The sequence below is a fragment of the Longimicrobium sp. genome, assembly GCF_036280135.1.
Classification (GTDB): Bacteria; Gemmatimonadota; Gemmatimonadetes; order Longimicrobiales; family Longimicrobiaceae; genus Longimicrobium.
This window is the reverse complement of record NZ_DASURI010000760.1, coordinates 1-3,115: the sequence shown is the minus strand read 5'-3', so window position 1 is coordinate 3,115 and position 3,115 is coordinate 1. Positions and strand designations below refer to the sequence as shown.

The 3,115-nt window shown below is 72.3% G+C and carries 1 protein-coding gene and 1 pseudogene; both read left to right on the top strand.

Translation table 11 applies throughout. The annotated features are described in order from the left end of the window. Positions 1-552, top strand: a pseudogene (locus VFZ20_RS24545) (hypothetical protein); the annotation flags it as partial. 106 nt (positions 553-658) lie between these two features. After that, a partial coding sequence (locus VFZ20_RS24540; protein ID WP_329686596.1) for a DUF5916 domain-containing protein occupies positions 659-3,115 on the top strand: 2,457 nt, incomplete at its 3' end.

Sequence of the window (3,115 nt, the reverse complement as noted above, 5' to 3'; positions counted from 1 at the left end):
GGGCTGGGGATGGAGGGCACGGAGCGCGTGGCGGGGATCGTGGAGATGCGCATCCACCGGGTGAGCGCCGCGCTCGTCCGCGAGCTGGAGGGGATGGGGTTCCGCGGCCTGTCGCGCGAGCAGGTGATGCAGATGGGCATTCACGGCGTGGACGCGGCCTACGTGGGCGCCCTTCGCGAGCTGGGCTTGCGGCCGACGGCGGACCAGGCCGTGGAGCTGCGGATCCACGGGGTGACGCCGGAGTACGTGCGGCAGATGCGGGCGGCGGGGTTCGGCGACCTGTCGGCGGACGCGCTGTCGCAGATGCGCATCCACCAGGTGACGCCGGAGTTCATCCGGTCCCTGGCCGATGCGGGCTACCGCGGGCTGGACCGCGACCAGCTGATGCAGATGGGCATTCACGGGGTCACGCCGGAGTTCATCCGCGAGGTGCGCGCGGCGGGCTTCAGCGACCTGTCGCCCGAGGCGCTGGTGCAGATGCGCATCCACGGCATCGGCGCGGACTACGGCCAGGCCCCGCGGGCCCACGCCCGCGCCCGGGCACGCGGCTGATCCCCGTCCGCTCCGCGTAAACCTTCCCGTCCGGCGGCGCATCCAATCCCGCGCCGCCGGTCCGCTCCCCGGCCCGGCCCCCCCCCCCTCCCTCCGCACGGTAGACATGCGCCGCATCCCCCTTGCCGCATCCGTCGCCGCCCTCGTCGCCTGCGCCGCGTCCGCGGCCGCGCAGGGCGGCGCGCACCCCACGGGCGTCGCGCCCACCCTGCGCGCCGTGGAGCGCACGGGGCCCATCGTCCTGGACGGCCGGCTGGACGAGGCCGTGTGGCAGACGCCGTCGCCCGCCACGGGCTTCGTGCAGCTGGAGCCGGACGAGGGGCGGCCGGCCACGCAGCGCACGGAGGTGCGCCTGGCCTACGACGCCGAGGCGCTGTACGTGGGCGCGCGGATGTACGACACGCTGGGGGCGCGGGGCGTGCGCTCGCGGCTGGCCCGGCGCGACCAGGACACGGAGTCGGACTACCTGGAGCTCACCTTCGACACCTACCACGACCACACGGGCCGCACGGTGTTCAACGTGAACCCGTCGGGCGTCAAGTTCGACGCGGGGCAGGCGTCGCCCAGCGCGGACCCGTCGTGGGACCCCGTGTGGCAGGCGCAGACGCGCATTGACTCGCTGGGGTGGACGGCGGAGCTCAAGATCCCCTTCAGCCAGCTGCGCTTTCCCCGCGACAGCGTGCAGACGTGGGGCATGCAGGCCATGCGCTACGTGCAGCGGCTGAACGAGCTGTCGCTGTGGAGCCCGTGGCGGCGCAGCGAGCAGGGCGGCCCCGCGCGCTTTGGCCACGTGGAGGGGATTGGCGCGCCGCGCAACCGGGGGCGCGTGGAGCTGCTGCCGTACGTGCTGAGCCGCGCCGCCTACGTGTCGCCCACGCAGCCGGGAAGCCCCTTCCAGCGCGGCGAGGCGTACGACGTCCGCGTGGGCGCGGACCTCAAGTACCAGCTGAGCAGCACGCTCACCCTGGACGCCACCATCAACCCGGACTTCGGGCAGGTGGAGGTGGACCCGGCGTCCGTGAACCTGAGCGCCTTCGAGACCTTCTACGACGAGAAGCGCCCGTTCTTCGTGGAAGGGAGCGGGCTGTTCGGGTTCGGCGACTTCTGGTGCATCAACTGCAGCAACGTGGAGGGCATGTCGCTGTTCTACTCGCGCCGCGTGGGCCGCGTGCCCCAGGGCGAGGTGACGCGGGGCGACGCGCGGTACGTGCACACGCCGGAGAACAGCGCCATCCTGGCCGCCGCCAAGGTGACGGGGCGAACGAGCGGCGGACTGCAGGTGGGCCTGCTGGACGCCGTTACGCGCTCGGAGCGGGCGCTGGGGCTGGACACGCTGGGGCGCCGCTTTCGCGAGGAGGTGGAGCCGGCCAGCAACTACTTCGTGGGGCGCGTGCGGCGCAACTTCCGGGGTGGCGACGTGACGGTGGGCGGCATCGCCACCTCCGTCATCCGCCGGTTCGACTCGCCGGCCCTTCGCGAGCTGCTGCCGGGGCACGCCGAGGCCGTGGGGGCGGACGGGGAGATGTGGTGGAAGAACCGCACGTACCACCTGCTGGGCAATGTGGCCCTGAGCAGCACGGCGGGCGACCCGCTGGCCATCGGCCGGCTGCAGCGCTCGTCGGCGCGGTACTTTCAGCGGCCGGACCGGGTGAGCGGGAGCGGGGCGTTGTTCAGCGACGGGCTGGACCCGGACGCCACGGCCCTGCGCGGCTACGGCGGCTACCTGCGGATGGCCAAGGACGCGGGCGCGTGGCGGTGGGAGGGGGCGGTGAACGTTCGCAGCCCCGGCTTCGAGGTGAACGACATCTCGTACCTCACCCGCGCGGACTACGTGTGGATGCTGGGCAACCTGGCGCACGAGTGGAACACGCCGACGAAGTGGTTCCGCAACTGGTTCGTGGTGGGCGGCGGGCAGCAGGAGTACAACTACGACGGCGACCGCACGGCGGGCCAGCTGCACGCGTTTTCCGGCGGCCAGCTGCTGAACTACTGGAACGTGGCGTTCTACACGGAGCTGTACCCCGAGGTGAACGACGACCGCGCCACGCGCGGCGGCCCCGTCGTCCGCCGGGCGGGTGGCTACCTGCTGCACAGCCGGATGAACACGGACGCGCGCCGGCGGGTGGTGTTCTCGCTCACGGGCAACCTGCAGCGCTTTCGCGACGACGGGCGCTGGTACAGCCTGAGCTCCAGCGTGCGCATCAAGCCCGCGCCCAACGTGCAGGTGTCGCTGGGCCCGGCGTTCACGCACGAGCGGGGCACCGCGCAGTTCGTGCTGAGCCGGGAGGATGCCACGGCCACGCACTTCATGGGGCAGCGGGCCCTGTTCGCCGACATCGAGCAGAACGTGTTTTCGATGAACACGCGGCTGAGCTGGACGTTCACGCCCGTGCTCACGCTGGAGCTGTTCGCGCAGCCGTTCGTGTTCGCGGGCGACTACGCGCGGTTCAAGGAGTACGCGGGCGTGCGGACCACGGAGCGGATGGTGTACGGCGAGGACTTCGGCACGATCTGCTTCGATGCGGCGAGCAACCGCTACACGGCGGACCCGGTGGGCAACTGC